Annotated in this window: 15 protein-coding genes; 13 read left to right on the plus strand and 2 right to left on the minus strand. The window is 28.6% G+C overall.

What is annotated here, in order from left to right:
• Positions 1-4: 4 nt before the first annotated feature.
• The 5 genes from IC175_RS00195 (at position 5) to IC175_RS00215 (ending at position 4,797) form a co-directional block, all read left to right on the plus strand.
• The gene (locus IC175_RS00195; RefSeq protein WP_227434869.1) at positions 5-223 is read left to right on the plus strand and encodes an indolepyruvate ferredoxin oxidoreductase subunit alpha; all 219 of its coding nucleotides are present in this window, start codon (positions 5-7) and stop codon (positions 221-223) included.
• 16 nt (positions 224-239) lie between these two features.
• Complete coding sequence (vorB, locus tag IC175_RS00200) at positions 240-1,289, plus strand: 3-methyl-2-oxobutanoate dehydrogenase subunit VorB (RefSeq protein WP_227482503.1); 1,050 nt, start codon at positions 240-242, stop codon at positions 1,287-1,289.
• Between the two features lies 1 nt (position 1,290).
• Positions 1,291-2,031 carry a thiamine pyrophosphate-dependent enzyme gene (locus IC175_RS00205; protein ID WP_227434863.1) on the plus strand — a complete coding sequence of 247 codons (741 nt, stop codon included), beginning with the start codon at positions 1,291-1,293 and terminating at the stop codon, positions 2,029-2,031.
• A gap of 2 nt (positions 2,032-2,033) precedes the next feature.
• The gene (locus IC175_RS00210; RefSeq protein ID WP_227840925.1) at positions 2,034-2,573 is read left to right on the plus strand and encodes a 2-oxoacid:acceptor oxidoreductase family protein; all 540 of its coding nucleotides are present in this window, start codon (positions 2,034-2,036) and stop codon (positions 2,571-2,573) included.
• 124 nt (positions 2,574-2,697) lie between these two features.
• Positions 2,698-4,797 (plus strand): acetate--CoA ligase family protein, encoded by a 2,100-nt coding sequence (locus tag IC175_RS00215; RefSeq protein WP_227482505.1) that lies wholly within the window; start codon positions 2,698-2,700, stop codon positions 4,795-4,797.
• Between the two features lie 133 nt (positions 4,798-4,930).
• Here the strand turns inward: IC175_RS00215 and IC175_RS00220 are convergent, their stop codons facing one another.
• Complete coding sequence (locus IC175_RS00220) at positions 4,931-5,446, minus strand: ferritin (protein ID WP_227850964.1); 516 nt, start codon at positions 5,444-5,446, stop codon at positions 4,931-4,933.
• A 99-nt stretch (positions 5,447-5,545) separates the two neighbouring features.
• Complete coding sequence (locus IC175_RS00225) at positions 5,546-6,757, minus strand: ROK family transcriptional regulator (RefSeq protein WP_227434857.1); 1,212 nt, start codon at positions 6,755-6,757, stop codon at positions 5,546-5,548.
• Between the two features lie 244 nt (positions 6,758-7,001).
• Here IC175_RS00225 and IC175_RS00230 point away from each other — a divergent pair, with 244 nt between their 5' ends.
• The 8 genes from IC175_RS00230 to IC175_RS00265 all read left to right on the plus strand — a co-directional run bounded on the left by IC175_RS00230 (position 7,002) and on the right by IC175_RS00265 (position 17,557).
• Complete coding sequence (locus tag IC175_RS00230) at positions 7,002-7,343, plus strand: hypothetical protein (protein WP_255612860.1); 342 nt, start codon at positions 7,002-7,004, stop codon at positions 7,341-7,343.
• 976 nt (positions 7,344-8,319) lie between these two features.
• Entirely contained in the window at positions 8,320-9,762 is a 1,443-nt protein-coding gene (locus tag IC175_RS00235) for a cell wall-binding repeat-containing protein (protein WP_227434856.1), read from the plus strand.
• Between the two features lie 80 nt (positions 9,763-9,842).
• Positions 9,843-10,196 carry a hypothetical protein gene (locus IC175_RS00240; RefSeq protein WP_227434853.1) on the plus strand — a complete coding sequence of 118 codons (354 nt, stop codon included), beginning with the start codon at positions 9,843-9,845 and terminating at the stop codon, positions 10,194-10,196.
• 203 nt (positions 10,197-10,399) lie between these two features.
• Complete coding sequence (locus IC175_RS00245) at positions 10,400-11,221, plus strand: histidinol-phosphatase HisJ family protein (RefSeq protein WP_227434851.1); 822 nt, start codon at positions 10,400-10,402, stop codon at positions 11,219-11,221.
• Between the two features lie 273 nt (positions 11,222-11,494).
• A complete protein-coding gene (locus IC175_RS00250) occupies positions 11,495-13,378 on the plus strand; it encodes a glycoside hydrolase family 13 protein (protein WP_227824041.1) in 1,884 nt (627 codons plus the stop codon).
• A gap of 225 nt (positions 13,379-13,603) precedes the next feature.
• The gene (locus tag IC175_RS00255; RefSeq protein WP_227850965.1) at positions 13,604-14,488 is read left to right on the plus strand and encodes a hypothetical protein; all 885 of its coding nucleotides are present in this window, start codon (positions 13,604-13,606) and stop codon (positions 14,486-14,488) included.
• Between the two features lie 94 nt (positions 14,489-14,582).
• A complete protein-coding gene (gene pgmB / locus IC175_RS00260) occupies positions 14,583-15,263 on the plus strand; it encodes a beta-phosphoglucomutase (protein WP_227850966.1) in 681 nt (226 codons plus the stop codon).
• Positions 15,260-17,557, plus strand: coding sequence for a glycoside hydrolase family 65 protein (locus IC175_RS00265; protein WP_227835434.1), 2,298 nt, complete (start codon positions 15,260-15,262; stop codon positions 17,555-17,557). Before pgmB ends, IC175_RS00265 begins: the two co-directional genes overlap by 4 nt.
• The last annotated feature ends 207 nt before the right edge of the window (positions 17,558-17,764 follow it).

The raw sequence follows: 17,764 nt of genomic DNA on the forward strand, positions 1-17,764 counted from the left end.
AACTATGAGTTTAAAAATAAACGCAGAGAGATGTAAAAGTTGTGAATACTGCGTTATATCTTGTAAAAAAGGAGCATTAAAAATATCCGATAATATAAACACAGAAGGATATACTCATGTAGAAGTCGATGAAAGCAAATGCATACTTTGTGGAATCTGCTATCAAGTATGTCCAGATAATGTATTTGAAATAATTAAAGAAGAAGCATGTCAAGAGGCTTAAAAGGAGTTGGGAGAATATGAAAAAAATGTGGAAGGGGAATCACGCCATTGCAGAAGCAGCTCTAAGAGGTGGTTGTGAGTTTTATGCAGGATATCCAATTACACCACAAACAGAGGTAATGGAATTTTTATCACATAGAATGTCTGAACTTGGAAGAACTTTTATACAATCTGAAAATGAAATGGCTGCTATATATATGGTATATGGAGCATATGCAAGTGGAATGAGGTCTATGACAAGTTCTTCAGGACCAGGAATATCTTTAAAACAAGAAGGAATCTCATATTTATGTGCAAATCATTATCCTTGTGTAATTGTAAATGTGCAAAGATGGGGACCTGGTCTTGGTTCACTAGATTCAGCACAAACAGACTACCTAAGAGACACTAGAGGGGGAGGAAATGGAGATTATCATCTAATAGTTTATGCACCAAATAGTATTCAAGAAACTGTAGATTTAATGTATAACTCATTTGATGTAGCGGAGAAATATAGAGTGCCTGTTGAAATTTTGACAGAAGCAGCTTTAGGTCAAATGATGGAACCAGTAGAGTTTCCTGAATTTAAGAAAAGAGAAGAAGACTTAGGTTGGACTTATGATGGAAGCAATAGAGACCATGCAAAAGTTCCAGATAACCAAAAACCAGCTTTTTGTATGGAAAAGCGTATGAAAATAACTGAAAATGAACAACAATGGGAAGATTATCAAGTTGAAGATGCAGAATATGTGTTTGTAGCGTTCGGTATACCATCAAGAACAACTATGAATGCGGTTAGAAGACTTAGAGAACAAGGCGAAAAAGTTGGAATAATAAGACCAATAACAGTGTGGCCTTTCCCATATAAAGCATTTGAAAAGGTAAATAAAGATGTAAAAGGATTTATCTCAGTAGAGTCAACTGATACAGGGCAGTTAGTAGAGGATGTTGCATTAGCTTCAAAGAAAATATGCAAAGAAAATGTACCTGTTTATGGATTATTTAGTGGAAATCATATACCAAAAACATTACAAGTAATGGACACTTACAGCAAAATAAAATCTGGCGAAATTAAGGAGGTGTTCTAATATGGCTACAGATAGATTAACACCTAGCATTGTTTCAATACCAAATAAATTTTGCCCAGGTTGTGGTCATGGAATAGTAAACCGTATAATAGCAGAAGTGATAGAAGAAAATGGATATGAAAAAAATCATGTATTAACTTTAGGCGTTGGCTGTGTTTGTAATATGAATTTTAGCTGGAATGGAGATAAGATGCAAACCGCACATGGTAGAGCTTCATCTACAGCTATAGGAGTAAAAGTAGCACGACCAGATATGTTAGTTATGACTTATCAAGGTGATGGAGATGCATATGTTATAGGTCTTTCTGAAACATTAAATACTGCATATAGAAATCATAATATAACTGTGTTTGTAATAAATAACAATAACTTTGCAATGACTGGTGGTCAAATGTCATGGACTACTATGCCAGGTCAAGTTACAACAACAAGTGTAAATGGAAGAGATATAAAAACTACTGGTAGTCCATTAAAAGTTCCTGAAATGGTGGCAAATTACTTTGATGTAGCCTATGTAGCAAGAGGTTCAGTTCATAGTCCAAAAGAAATAATTAATCTAAAAAAATATATAAAAAATGCTATAGAAGCTCAATTGAATGGAGAGGGATATTCATTGGTTGAAATATTAGCACCTTGCCCAACTAACTGGGGTGTATCATTAGAAAAATCTATCCAGTGGATTGAAGAAGAAATAGTGCCATATTATACTCTTGGCGAATTTAAGCAAAGGGATGGTGAATAGTTATGGAAAAAGAGTTAGTATTTGCAGGATTTGGTGGTCAAGGAGTCTTAACTTTAGGTTTAATTGTGGCTGAATCAGCACTTGAATTAGGAAAACAAGTTACTTGGATGCCAGCATATGGTCCAACTATGAGAGGTGGAAAAGCATATAGTGTGGTTAAGTTTTCTGATGAGAGTATAGGTGGACCTGATATGGAAGAAATAGATGTTTTAGTAGCAATGAATAAGCCATCCTTAGATTATATAAATTTAGTAAAAGAAGGAGGAACAGTAGTTATTAATACGTCTGCTATAGATGAAAATATAGTATTAAGAGAAGATGTAAATGTAGTTAAAATAAATTGTCAGGAATTAGCTCAAAAGGCAAACAATCCAAAAGCCGCAAATGTAGTAGTTCTTGGAGCATTGATTGCAAAAACAGGATTATTTGAGAAAGAATTAGCTATAAAAACTATGTGTGATTTCTTTGAGGAAAAAGGAAAAGGCAAATTTAATGTTCAAAATGAAGCAGCATTCATGGAAGGCTATAATAACGCCATTTAATAAATTACCCTTATCTTAAGTGATTCATCTCAAGATTTAGCAGATTTTAAGTGCCAAGAGAAGCTTTATCTTGAGATGGAATTCACTTAAAATCACAACTATAAACATATAGGAGAGTGAATTTATGAGTTTGGAAAAACTTATTAGACCAAAGAGTATTGCTATAGTAGGAGTTACTGATAAACTTGGTTTTGGTAGAAGTGCTGCACTTAGCATAGTAAAAAGTAAAGATACAGATAGAGTATATTATGTAAATCCAAAAAGAGAAGAGTTATTTGGCAGAAAATGTTATAAGACAATACAAGAAGTTCCAGAAGTTGTAGACTGTGTGGTAGTATGCACACCTAGAAATGTAGTTCCATCTGTGTTAAAGGATTCTGGAGAATTAGGAACAAAGGCGGCAGTGGTATATGCTAGTGGATTTGCAGAAGAAGGAACAGAAGATGGAGTAGATTTAGAAAATCAACTTATAGAAATATCTAATACATATGATATGAAAATATTAGGTCCAAACTGTATGGGATTACTAAACTGTATAGATAAAGTTAATCTATGGGCTGGTGGTTCTAAGTGGGATTTGGATACTAAAAAACCAGGGATAGGAATTGTAGGGCAAAGTGGATTTATAACTGCAGAAATTGTTTCAAGTGATTATTTTAATATATCTTATGGTTTTTCAACAGGAAATGGAAATATAGTTACACTAGAAGATGCAGTAGACTTTCTTGTAGATGATAATTATGCATCAGTAATAGCTATTTATCTTGAGGGACTAAAAAATCCTCAAAAATTTATAAATGCACTAAAAAAAGCAGCTCAAAAAAGAAAACCAGTAATAATATTGAAGTCAGGAAGGTCAGAAAAAGGAGCTATATCAGCTGCTTCCCATACAGGAAACTTAGCTGGTTCAAGTAAAGCTTTTGAAAGTATTTTTGAAAAGTATGGAGTAATTTCTGTAGAGAATTTAGAACAATTTATGAGTTTAGCTCAGGCTTTTAGTGTCTTAGAGGGTAATTTACCTAAAAATTCTAATTTTGCAGCAATAAACTTCTCAGGCGGAGAAAATACTATTTGTGCAGATTTAGCAGAAGAAAATTGCGTAGAACTTGCAGAAATATCTGCTGAAACTAAAGAAGAGATGAAAAAATATCTTCCAGGATTTGCAACACCTAAAAATCCATTGGATGCTACGACTGCATTATTCCATGAAAAAGATATGATAGTAGGATTATTACACACATTTGATAAAGATGATAGTGTTGGATTTACTATGATAGGTGCAAATATAAGAGATGAAGAAAATGAAATGCATGAGACTCTTTGTCAAGCTGTAAGCGAAGCTAGAGAGCAGGGATTAAAGAAACCTGTATTTGCAGTTCCTACACTTGAAGGAAATAGATATCTGAATTATAGGGCTAGGTTAGAAAACAGCCAAGTACCTATAATGTCATCAGTTGGGACTACATTTACTTGTTTCAATAAAATGGCTAAATTTGTAGATTATGATTATTCAAAGAGAACTTTAGAATTTGAAGCTGTTAAGAAAAGAAACTCAAATAATGTAGTAGCTTTATCGGAATTAGACAGTAAAATTGAAATGAAGAAATATGGAGTACCAGTGCCAGGTCAAGGTATTGCAAAAAGTATTGATGAATTGGATGAAATTTTAAATTATATAAACTATCCTGTTGTCCTAAAAATAAACTCTTCAGAGATATTACACAAGTCTGATGTTGGAGGAGTCAAAGTAGGAATTAATAATAGAGAAGAGGCAGTAAACGCATATAATGAGATTTTAACTAACGTAAAAGAAGCAAAGCCAAATGCCAAGATTGATGGTATATTGGTTCAAGAAATGGTTGAAAGTGGAATAGAAATAATTATTGGTATAACTAATGATGACCAGTTTGGACCAATGTTATTGGTTGGTTTAGGTGGAGTATTTGTAGAAGTATTTAAAGATACTACTTTATATCCTTTGCCTATAAATCATGATGAAGCTATAATGATGCTTAAGAAGTTGAAATCATTTAAGCTTTTAAATGGATACAGAGGTAGTGAACCTTGTGATGTTGATGCTCTTGCAGATATGATGGTTAAATTAGGTAAATATGCTTATGAAAACAAGGATGAGGTTAAGGAAATAGATTTAAATCCTGTGTTCGTATATCCTAAAGGAAAAGGTGTATGTGTAGTAGACGCCTTAATAGTTAAATATAAATAGTTAACAAGTTTTGGTATTCAACCATAATTAAAGTACTGACTGAAAATCACACTAATTTATAGATTGTGATTTTCAGTCACCCCACATTTAATACACCTTATCTATTATACTAAAAATTTTAATGGTAATATTTTTATATTGTTACAGGTGGATTTGTTGGTGCTGAATATGTACGAGTAGCAAATTCTTGGTCCACAAAGAATAACCCACCTTCTCCAGCAAGTTTAACACGTTTTATATTGTCTTCGCAAGTTGTCTCTTCTTCTGCTTGTTCAGATATAAACCAAAGTAAGAATTGAGAAGTTCTAAAGTCTGCTTCAGAGTTTGCTACAGCAGCTAGATTGTTTATTAAAGCAGTAACTTTTTGTTCATGAGCTAATGTACGCTCAAGAACATCCATTGCAGAAGTGAAGTCTGCATCTGGCATTGGTATAGCATCAAGCTGAACATTTCCTCCTACATTATGTAAGTATTTGTAGAAATACATAGCATGGTCTGTTTCTTCTTTATATTGAACATAAAACCAATTAGAAAATCCTTTAAGTCCTTCTGCTTCAAGGTAAGAAGACATAGAAAGGTAAAGATATGCAGAATATAATTCATGGTTAATCTGTTCATTAAGTAATTTTTCCATTTTAGCTGAAATCATTTTTATACCTCCAAATTTTAAACGCTCTTATAAGATATAATAATATTAAATGGAAAAATATTCAACAAAAGTGATTAAATATTTTAATATTTTACATATTTAATCAAAACTTATACTACCATTAAAAAAATTATAGCTTACTATGGCTACAGAACCAATTAGTGGTGCATTTGCTCCAAAATTTGAATGCCTTACATTTATTTTTTTATATTTAGAAAAACTTGCTGAAGCAGTCAATTTCTTTAATAATGTATTTTCTATAAATGTACCAGGAATATTAAAGTCATAACCTATTATTATAGAACTACAATCAATTAAGGTAAGTGTATTTACTAATGCATATGATATATATGTACAAAATTCATCAAGTAAAAACATACCTAGATTATCCTTGTTATTGGCTTCATCTATTAACTTGACTAGAGAAAAATCTTTACAATTAATTAGTGGAGAATCTGGATAAATATGACTTAACGATTCAATTCTTTTAATTAACTTACTCACACTTGTATAATAGTCTAGACATCCATTATTGCCACAACTGCATACTGGACCACTAAAATTAATAGATGTATGCCCTATTTCACCACTTTGCCCTAAATTACCAGTGTGAAGTTTATTTTCTAATACTAAACCAGCTCCGATTCCATTCATTATATGTAGATATATATAATTTGGAATATCTTTACCTAGACCATACATTTTTTCAGCCAAAGCACCTGCATTAGCATCATTTATCAAAAATATAGGTAAATCAGATATTTCTCCTATAAAATTTACTATGTTTAGGTTTGATACGTTTCCAAAGTCTGGAGGATTTAATATTATACCATTTATATTATCTACAGGACCTATTGAAGAAATCCCAATTCCAATTATATCTCTTTTGTTATTTTTCATTATTTTAGAAAACATTCGTTTTATTATATCTTTTAAAACGTCATTTGACAGATATTTAGGGTAAGTCTCAAAAAGTTGTTTGACAATATTACCTTTTAAATCTGCAATGATTACCTTACAAATATTTCTTCTTATCAAAATGCCACAAACACAAGGAGAGATATTAGAAATATCTAATAAAATAGGTTTACGACCTGATGAATGTGCATTTAAAGTTGATGATTCTATCTCTCTAATCATATTTTCATTAATAAGTTCAGTGACTAGGTTTGATAAAGTCATTTTAGTAAGACCTGTAGATTTAGCTAAATCAACTCTAGACATAGGAGTATTTGTAGAAAGTAGTTTCAGTATTATTAACTTATTTTTAATTTTTACATCTTTTATGTTAGAACCTTGTTTGTTGCTCATCGTAGATCTCCTTAAAAAAGTTAAGTATTTTTATGTATTTTCATATATATACTATGACCTTATAATAGAATAACATTTGATTAAGTTCGAAAATACCATTAATTAGAATATATCACATTATATATTAGAATAGCACTAAAAATATGTTATAATAGTATGAAAAAATATTAGAGTAAGTTAAGGTATACAATAATAAATTAGGATTTGAGGTGAAATACTTATAGATAAATATACAAAAGAAGAATTGATACAAACACTAAGAGTTGTATCTTCAGTTATCGTAAGATGTGAAAAAGCACAACTAAAGTTTATGGAAGGGACTTCTCAACACTCACTCCTTAAGAATAGGATAAAAGCAATGTATATTTCAAAATCATTAATAACAGATGAAAATATAATTGATAAATATACAAAAGAAGAATTAATAGAAGCACTACGACCTGTATCTTCAAGTATAGGCAAATGTGAAAAAGCACAGTCAAAATTTGCAGAGGGTACTACTAATTACAAACGATTTAGAAATATAATAAAAGCAATGTATATTTCTAAATCATTAATAACAGACGAGATTAATAGAAGAAGTTAGATTCCAGATTTTTAAGTTATTAGAAGCTTATTTTTTAGGTTATTTTGAAAAAATAATTATTCCTATTTCTAAAATGGGAAAGTCATTTTATATAATCAATTAGAATAATAGTCATCCACTTAAATGCTATATTTTTGTGCCCTTTCTTAACTTTTTCATATCTAAAATTTTCTATTTTAATATCATGATGAAGGATTAGTCATACCTACTACACTTGTTACTATAATATTTCTGCTTAAATTTATTACAATTGTTCCTGCACATGTAGTTACAAATACAACAATAAGGGTTTCAAGAGCAAAACCGAACATTAAAGAAAGAAGCAGTGAAATATTGATTGTTATTTTTCTCATTAACTGTAAAATAACAATTAGTACAATAAATAGAAAGAACAGTGTAATAGCAAATAACATGCAAATGATAAATGATAATATGATTTTTGAAAAAAACAAATCCTAAATTGTCTTTGTGCTGTTATTGAAAAGAGCTACAGTACCACCAGTCAGTACAGGTATTAAAGATAGGAGCAGAAGAGAAATCATTTTTTTGACTCCTTGGTTCTTATCTCCTACGCAATACATTATATTTCGTTTATTCAAATAAAGCAATAAAAGATATCTTTTATTGCTTTTTATAATATGTTTATTCAATAGTGAAAGTCTTATATAATTTTTATTAAGTTTTTATATGCAATAAATTTCATTATTGTATAATATTAAAATGAATACAAAGTGTATTTACTATCTTTTATTACAAATTGTTACCAAATATGTATACATTAGAATTAAAAAATGGAAAATTGTAACTAAAATGTAAATTTTTTCTCTAATCTATCTAATATTATGGAAACTTTTTGTAATTTATGATATAATAAGAAACATATAATTATTAAATTATAATAAATGACTATAGCGTAGATGTATTACTATGTTATAGTCATTTTTGGATTAAACTTGATATATCAAGGGGGAAGAATATGAGAACAATTAAAAGAGTTTTAGCATTAGGTTTAACATTAGCTATATTTCTAATGAACGCACCTAATGTAAGTGCATTAACATCAGATACCATTAAAGGTAAGAACATATACGAGACGGCTGGATTAATAGCAGATAAAACGAGTTATGATACAGCAATTGTGGTAAATATGGATAGTTCTATAGCAGATGGTCTTTCAGCAAGTGGTCTTGCTGGTGCTGTAGATGCTCCGATTTTACTTGCTCAAAAAAGTAACATACCAAATGAGACAAAACAAAGATTAAAAAATGTAAAAAAGATATACATAATAGGTAAAGAGTTATCAATAAGTAAGTCAGTAGAAACTGAACTGAAAAATACAGGAGCACAAGTAACTAGATTAGGTGGAGATGATAGAATAAAGACTAGTTATAGTGTTGCCAAAGAAGTAAGTAGCATTAAAAAAGTTGATGAAGTTATATTAACTAATGCATATAAAGGAGAGGCTGATACTATAAGTGCTGCACCTGTCTCAGTAAGAGATGTAGCTCCTATAGTACTTACAGATGGAAAAAGTGTTCCTTTTTCAACAAGTAATGTAAAATCATATGCTGTAGGTGGAAGTATTTCTATGAGTACGAGTTTAGTTAACAAGACTAACTCTAAGAGACTTGGTGGTTCAGATAGATATGATACAAATAAAAAAGTTATAAAAGAATTTTATCCAGATTCATCAGAATTTTATTTAAGTGATGGATATGATTTAGTAAATGCTCTTACAGGTTCTACAATTGCTAAAGATAATCCAATTGTATTAGTATCAGAAGATAGTGATAAATCCATACTAGCAGGAGCAGATAAGATTACTAGATTAGGCTCAATAAGCGATAGTGTATATAATAAGTGTGTTTCTGCTGCACAGAATAATGGTGATTCGTCTACAAAAGGGGATTCACCTATGAAAGATGAGACAAGTATATTAGGTGAACCAACAGCTAGCTTAGAAGCTTGTTTAAAATGGGCAAAATCTAAAAAAGCCAATGATTTATTTATAGAATTAATACCAATACTGTATGATACAGCTGTTCAAGAAGGTGTAAATCCTGTTTTAGCTGTAGCTCAATCAGCAAAAGAAACTGGTTTCTGTAATTTTGGTGGAGTATTAGATGCATCTTTTAAAAATCCTTGTGGACTTAAGACTTCTGTTGGTGGTTCTGATACTGACAAAAATGCACACTCAAAATTTGATACTTGGGAAGAGGGAATACTAGCTCAAATTCAACATTTATGTCTATATGCAGGACAACAGGGTTATCCACTTTCAAATCCAGTAGACCCTAGACATGAAAAATCTTTGTTTGGGAAAGCTAAAACAGTTGAAAGTCTTTCTAATAATTGGGCTGGTGGTCAATATGGACAAGACTTAGTTAGAATGATGGGAGAAATTGAGGCGATAAAGTAATTAAATTATTAATTTAATGGTTATATTTAATGAGTTTCATTAAATAACCAATTCAAAATTACAAATAAGGAAAATTTATTATGAAAAAGAGTAATGTTTTTAGTATTATATTTCCTACAATCATAATGTTATTGGTGTTTTTGACTTTTGCTACAGATATATTCAATATACCAGATATTCATTCTAAAGGGATTTTTGTAATAGGGATGATTTTAATTTTTCCAATTGCCTTTTTAATTCAAGGGATAGTTTGTGTATTGAGTAAAACCAACTGGATTTTATCACTTGTAGTATCTTTAATAACTTATATAATATTAATGTATATGTTTTTAAATGATTCAGCATATATCTATATTTTACTTTATGCCGCTTTTTATATGATTGGATATATAACCACTAAAATTTGTCAAAAAATGCAAATTTTTAAAAGATAAATTAACCAAAATATATTACTAAGGAAGTGTCTGCATTGATTTTTTTAAATCAAAAGATAGACACTTCTTTTATTGTAAAAATAAAATATTTATTTAAGAGGAAGTATTGTAAATAAAATTTAACTATTATCATTTTCTTTTAACAATTGTATACAATAAACCTGTAGTATAATTAAGATAGATAAAATAAAGGGAGGGATAATATGAATTTAATTGATAATCATATTCATACTAATTTTTCAAGTGATGGAAAGGATTCAATGGAAGATACAATAAAAAAAGCTATAAGTATAGGTGTTAGATATTTAACTTTTACAGACCATTTAGAACATGATGAAGGGAAGGGATTTTGTATAGATTATAACAACTATGTCCCAGTGTTTAATACACTAAAAGAAAAGTATAAAAAGGATATAGAATTATTGTTAGGTGTTGAAGTAGGATATAGAAAACATTTAAAAAATGAAATAAAAGATGTAATAAGTTCACATCCTTTTGATTTTATATTGTGTTCAACTCATACAATTGATAACGTACCTGTTCCATCAAAAAAATACTTTGAAGGACTTAGCAAAGAAGATGCGTACTATAAATATTTTAATAGCATACTTGAAACTAATCATGAGTTTAAAGATTATAATATATATGGACATTTAGATTATATATCTAGATATGGGATATATTCAGATAACAGAGTAATATATAATGATTTTAAAGATATTATTGATGAAGTTTTAAAGTCAATAATTAATAATGGAAGTGGAATAGAGTTAAATACATCTGGTTATAGATATGGATTAAATGCCATACATCCAAATGAAGATATCTTAAAAAGATATAGAGAACTTGGTGGTTTTATAGTTACTGTAGGTTCTGACTCTCATAGAGTAGAAGATATCTGCAAAGATTTTGATGTGGCTTACGATATGCTTAAATATCTTGATTTTAAATATGTATCATTATTTAAAGAAAGAGAAACTTATTTTTTAAACATAGAAAAAGTTAAATCTAATAATATAGCATAAAGAACTAATATGGCATATAGAGTCTTTTTAAATAATTTGAAAGTTAGTATAAAAATTAATAGCAGAATATTGTATCCTCTAGGAAAATACTAGAGGTTTTTATTTTGTAAAAAATGATAATAGAGAAGAGTTTAAGTTTAAGAAAAATGATTGTCTCAAATTAGAAAACTATTACTATTATATTTAACTATTATATCTTTTTATTATGATATAATAGTTAAATACATTAACCTATCTTTAAATCATGCAAATTATTAGAAAGAAGGGATAAAGTTGTCTAATAAAAATAAAGAAAATATAACCTTAAGCAATCAAATCACAGAATCAACTCAACAAACTTTAACAAAAGAGGCTATACTACATATACCAATGAGCAACTATGCTTATGGCTATGATAGAGAAACATTACATATAAGAATTAGAACCAAAAAAAATGAGGCAAAAAAAGTGACCTTAAGGATAGGAGACCAATATGTATGGGACAAAGGAGGTGCAGGAGGAGGGAATCTAAATGCATCTGGACTTGGTTGGTCTGGTGGAACAAATATAACAATGAACAAAGAAGTAGAAACAGAATTATTTGATTATTGGATAGCTGAGTGTAAGCCTTTAAATAAACGTTCGAGATATGGATTTATAATAGAAGGTCAAGAAGAAAAAATTTTATTTACAGAGAAAAAGATAATAAAATTAGGAAACGAAAATGATGAAAAAGAGTTATGCGAAATAAGTAATTTTTTTGGATATCCATATTTGAATTATATAGATATACCTAAAGTTCCAGATTGGGTAAAGGAAACTATTTGGTATCAGATATTTCCTGATAGATTTGCAAATGGAAATCCATCTATAAATCCAGAAGGAGTAGATATATGGGGCGCTATTCCAACAAGAGATAATTTTACAGGTGGAGATTTACAAGGTGTAATAGACCACCTAGATTATTTGAGCGATTTAGGGATAAATGGAATTTATTTTTGTCCTATTACAGTTGGAAAAACTAATCATAGATATGATACGATGGACTACATGGAAATAGACCCTACCTTAGGTGATAAATCTACTTTGAAAAAACTAATAGAAGAAGCCCATAAAAGAAATATAAAAATAATGTTGGATGCTGTATTTAATCATATAGGATATTATTCTAAGCAGTGGCAAGATGTAGTTAAAAATAAGAATAATTCGAGATATAAAGATTGGTTTTATATAAAAGATATAAGTAAAGTTGATACTCCAATAGAAGAAATAGATGAAAAAAACATACCTTATGAAACTTTTGGGTGTGAAAAATACATGCCAAAACTTAACACAGAAAATTCAGAAGTAATAGAATATTTATTGCGTGTAGGGAGGTATTGGATACAAGAATTTGATATAGATGCATGGAGATTGGATGTATCAAATGAAGTAGATCATGTTTTCTGGCGAAAATTCAGACAAGAGATTAAAAGAATAAAACCTGATATATATATATTAGGAGAAATTTGGCATGGAAGTTTACCATGGTTGATGGGAGACCAATTTGACTCAGTTATGAATTATTTAATGTCAGAAGCTATGAAACAATTTTTTTGTACAAATGAGATAAATGCTGAAGAATTTAAATACATGATAAATGATGTAATAGTAAGCTATCCAATGCAAGTTAATGAAGTTATTTTTAATTTACTTGGAAGTCATGATACTACTAGAATATTGAGCTATGCTGATGGAAATGTGGATAAATTTAAACTTGCATATTTGTTTATGTTTATACAATCAGGAGGTCCGTGTATATACTATGGTGATGAAATAGGAATGCAAGGAGAACTAAGTCCAGTATCTGAAGGACAAAGAAAATGTATGGAATGGAATGAAGGAAAGTGGAATAAAGATATACTTGATTTTATGAAGAAGATTATTAGACTTCGTAAATCAAATAGAGAACTTAGAACTGTATCAAATGAATGGATACTAGCAGATAAAGAAAATGGAACAATTATATTAAGGAAAGAATCTATTACAATAATAATAAATAATTCATCCAAAGATTTAACCTTAAGATTACCAGATTATTTGGTAAATAGAAAAGTAAAAGATTTATATGAAGAAAAAATAGTTGATTTAAAGGAAGAAATAACATTAAAAAAATACAAGTTTATTATTTTAAAATAATATAACCATGTGTTTGTTAGATTATACTATAACTTTTTATATTATTTAAACAAAGTATCATTAATTATAATAAGTGAATTCAGTATAATTTTATATACAAATTATTTGCAGTAAAACTTGTTAAGTAAAGTTTTTATTTGAATAAAAATTAATATTGAAATTTTTAATTATTTTGTAGTTAAGTAAAGATGTATAATTACTGAATAAGTAGAGGGAAGAGAAAACATGAATGACTATGAAGAATATATAGTTACAGTAAAATCTAGTATCGTGAATCTAATTTTAGGTTTAATATTTTTATCAATTGGGATTGTATTAATTGTATTTTGTGTATATATTAAACAGTATTATATATTATTAATTACTCTTGTACTTACAATGTATGGATTAATTTCAATTCTCAAATATACAAGAAAGTATATTATTTTTGATTTATATAATATTAAAGTTCGTAAATGTATAGGGAGTGAAAAAGAGTATTCATATAATGATATTACTAGAATTTCAATAAATAATAAGAAACAGGAATGTCCAGTTAATATATATGTGGATAATAATAAAACTGCAACTTTTTTTGTATCGGATAAAAGTTATATGTCTGCTATAGCAGAAATGAAGCGAAGAGAGTTGCCATTTGATGATAAAAGTATAGACTATATATCAGATATGCCACTTTGGATTCCAATTCCATCTAGTGAGATTAAAAAATTTTGCAATGAAGCTTCAAGAAAACTTGAAAAACAGGTTAAAGAGGATTTGTGTAAAATAGAAAAGGAGTTTGGAAAAGATATATCCTTTTCTTTTGGTATAGATGTTGAAGAAAAAATATTTGTATGTGTATTTTTAGTATGTATTATGAAGAATGGCAACTATACAAAAGTTATAAAAAAATACAGAGGAAAAAAAGCATGGGCTATGTTTCCTGTATATATAGTGGGTCCACAACTATATAAGAAAGAGATTGAAGATGGCAAATTTATTTGTAATATAAATTATTTAAATGCTTTTTCTGGAAAAATGTGGTCAAATTTTTCTAAAATGATAAAAAAATATGGTGTGCAAGAGAGTGAAATAGAAGTTGATTTTGAATTAAAGAGTGAATTGGATTAAATAGTTCTATAGAGAATATCTTAAATATAAGGTATAGACACAAAATAAATTAATTATTAGTCTAAAAAATCCTTATAGAGAAAGGGGTACAAGAATGCTAGAAGCATTTATATTTGATTTAGATGGAGTGATTACAGACACAGCATATTATCATTATTTAGCTTGGAAAAAACTAGCTGATGACATTGGCATAGATATAGATATAGAATTTAATGAGTCTTTAAAGGGTATAGGTAGAATGGAGTCATTAAATAAAATATTAGAATATGGATATAAAAAAGATTTATTTTCAGAAGAAGAAAAAATGAAAATGGCAGAAGACAAAAATAACTATTATGTATCTTTAATAAACAAAATAACTTCAAATGATATTTTGCCAGGTATAAAAAATTTACTTGATGATATAAAATCTAATGATGTAAAGATAGGGTTGTCTTCTGCAAGCAAGAATGCTACAAATGTATTAAAACATCTAGGCATAAGTGATAAGTTTGATTTTATAGCAGATGCGTCAAAATGTAGGAACACCAAACCATATCCAGATATATTTCTTATGTCAGCAAAGGGACTTGGTGTAAATCCTAAAAATTGTATAGGAATAGAAGATGCAAGTGCAGGTATTGATGCTATAAACTCAGCCAATATGTTTTCTGTTGGAGTTGGAGATTATAAAAATCTAAAAAAAGCAAATTTACTTGTAAATTCAACAAGTCAGTTAAATTTTAAGTATATATTAAGTGAGTATAATAAGTATATAGTTAGGAGCATTATATGAAATGTTTGTTTGATAATATAAATGAGTGGAAAGTTATACAAGACAAGATTGAAATTAAAGAAAATAGATTAGCAGAGTCTATAATGAGTATAGGCAATGGTTATATGGGTATGAGAGGAAACTATGAGGAAAGATATAGTGGAGATAGCCATAGAGGTTCTTATATAGCTGGAGTATGGTTTCCTGATAAAACTCGTGTTGGATGGTGGAAAAATGGATACCCAGAATACTTTGGTAAAATTCCTAACTCAGTTAACTATATAGGGATAAGAATTTTCATAGATGGGGTAGAGTTAGACCTTGAAAAATGTAATGTTGAAAATTTTTATAGAGAATTAGATATGAAAAATGGTATTTTAAAACGTAAATTTACTGTGAATATTAATGGTAAAAAATTTGAAGCTAATATAACAAGATTTTTAAGCGTATCAGTTAAGGAATTAGCTGTAATAAAGTATGATATAAAAGCTTTGAATTCTAGTGCTAAAATAAAATTTATTCCATACTTAGATTCAAATATAAAAAACGAAGATTCAAATTACGAAGAAGAATTTTGGAATGCAGTTTCTTCAAGTTCCTCAGAATATAGAGGAAATATACTTTCACGTACAAAAGAAAATACATTTAAGACACCCATATTTACAGTAGGTGCAACGATGCATATTAAAGCAAGAGGTAAAGTAGATGATATATCTTATTTAAGTACTGATAATTACTGTGAAAATTCAATAACAATGGATGTTTTAGAAAACGAAACTATTGGAATAGAAAAATATGTAACAATAACTTCCACTAGAGATTATAGTGAAAATGAGTTATTAAAGAAATGTGATGATATCTTAAATATAGAAATATCTAAAGAGTATGAAGAAATTTTAAATGAACATACAAAATTGTGGAATAAAAGATGGGAAAGTGCAGATATAAAGATAGAAGGAGATAAGAGTAGTCAACAAGGTATAAGATATAATCTATTTCAATTATTCTCGACTTATTATGGAGAAGATTCAAGATTAAATATAGGGCCAAAAGGTTTTACTGGTGAAAAATATGGAGGTGCTACTTATTGGGATACAGAAGCATATTGTCTTCCAGTCTATTTAGGTGTAGCAGATAAGAGTGTAGCAAGAAATCTTTTAGTATATAGATACAATCAGCTAAAGCAAGCAAAAGATAATGCCAAAAAACTTGGACTTAAGGGAGCACTATACCCAATGGTTACTTTCGATGGAGTGGAATGTCATAATGAATGGGAGATAACATTTGAAGAGATTCATCGCAATGGAAGTATAGTATATGCAATATATAATTATACAAATTATACAGGTGATTTTGGATATATAAAAGAAAAGGGCATAGATGTAATAGTAGAAGTAGCTAGATTTTGGGCTAGTAGGGTACATTTATCTACAAGAAAAGATTTATATATGATACACGGAGTTACAGGCCCAAATGAATACGAAAGTAACATCAATAATAATTGGTATACTAATTATATAGCTAAGTGGTGTTTAGAATATGCTGTAGAAAACATCTTAAAATTAGAAAAAGAGTACAGTGAATGTATTAAAAGAAATAATGTAAGTAAAGAGGAAATTGAGGACTGGAAAATAATATCAAATAAAATGTATTTGCCATATGATGAAGAATTACAAATAATAGTTCAAAATGATAATTTTTTAGATAAGGAATTTATAGAGGTAAAGGATTTGCCAAAAGAGAATCTTCCTCTTAATCAAAAATGGTCTTGGGACAAGATTCTTAGGTCATGTTTTATAAAACAAGCAGATGTGTTACAAGGAATTTATTATTTTGGGAATATGTTTACTAAAGAAGAGAAAAAGAGAAACTTTGATTTTTATGAAAAATATACTGTACATGAGTCTTCTTTATCTTCTAGTGTTTATTCTATTATTGCTTCTGAAGTAGATGACTTAAAAAAAGCTTATGAATTATACTCAAGAACAGCTAGGCTTGATTTAGATAATTATAATAATGATACTAATGATGGTCTTCATATAACTTCAATGTCTGGCTCATGGCTTTCTATTATACATGGATTTGCAGGGATGAGAACATGGAATGAAACACTATCTTTTGAGCCTAAGTTACCTCAAGAATGGAATAATTATTCTTTCAATATAAATTATAGATATAATAATATCCATGTTGATGTATGTAGTAATTTAATTAAGATAGAAAATTTAAAGGGAAAACCAATAAAAATTATTGTATATGGAGAAGAGTATGTATTAGAAAAATCTATAGAAATTAATAGAAGTAAATTAAAATAATGTCTTAGTGTATAAATAGTTAAAATAAATTTATCTAATTTTAAATTTATTTTAACTATTTTTTATTTAATGCAAACCTATATATTATAACAATAATCGTGCTTTAAATTAAATATATTACATAAATCTTCATAAAATCTTCATAATTTCGTAAAGAATATGTAACAAAAGTAGGGTATATTGTATTCTGTAGAGAATATAAGGGAG

The sequence above is a fragment of the Clostridioides sp. ES-S-0123-01 genome, from assembly GCF_020658415.1.
Lineage (GTDB): Bacteria > Bacillota > Clostridia > Peptostreptococcales > Peptostreptococcaceae > Clostridioides.